The sequence below is a fragment of the Halioglobus sp. HI00S01 genome (assembly GCF_001635445.1).
Classification (GTDB): domain Bacteria; phylum Pseudomonadota; class Gammaproteobacteria; order Pseudomonadales; family Halieaceae; genus Halioglobus; species Halioglobus japonicus.
Genome location: NZ_LWEE01000400.1, coordinates 1 through 365, shown reverse-complemented (window position 1 = coordinate 365; position 365 = coordinate 1). Strand labels below are relative to the sequence as shown.

Below are 365 nucleotides of genomic sequence, written 5' to 3'. Positions count from 1 at the left end.
TCACGCTAATCATCAAACTCGAAGACGGCACCGACCTGGAATTACACGCCTACCTGCAGCTGGTCAAATCCATGCGCGTGGGCTTCAAAGTCCAGCACGTCGACCGCGAAAATATCGACCCCCGGAGTCCCCTACTCGAACAACACATGGATCCCACCGCCCCCCAAAAAAACCACGCCCGCCTCGACTAAACCACGGGGTCAGGTCTCAAATTTCTCAGACAACCCTGGGGTCAGGTCTTATTTTTCTAAAACAGATGTTTCAGAAAAATAAGACCTGACCCCAGGGTTCTAATACGGGTGTTTCAGACTTTTGAGACCTGACCCCGTGGTTTAGTCGAGGCGGGCGAGTTCTTCTTGGAGGGT

1 protein-coding gene is annotated in these 365 nt (G+C 52.6%); it reads left to right on the top strand.

Features of this window, described 5'->3' with window-relative positions:
* A partial coding sequence (locus A3709_RS24310) for a hypothetical protein (protein ID WP_066059770.1) occupies positions 1–191 on the top strand: 191 nt, incomplete at its 5' end.
* Positions 192–365 lie beyond the last annotated feature (174 nt).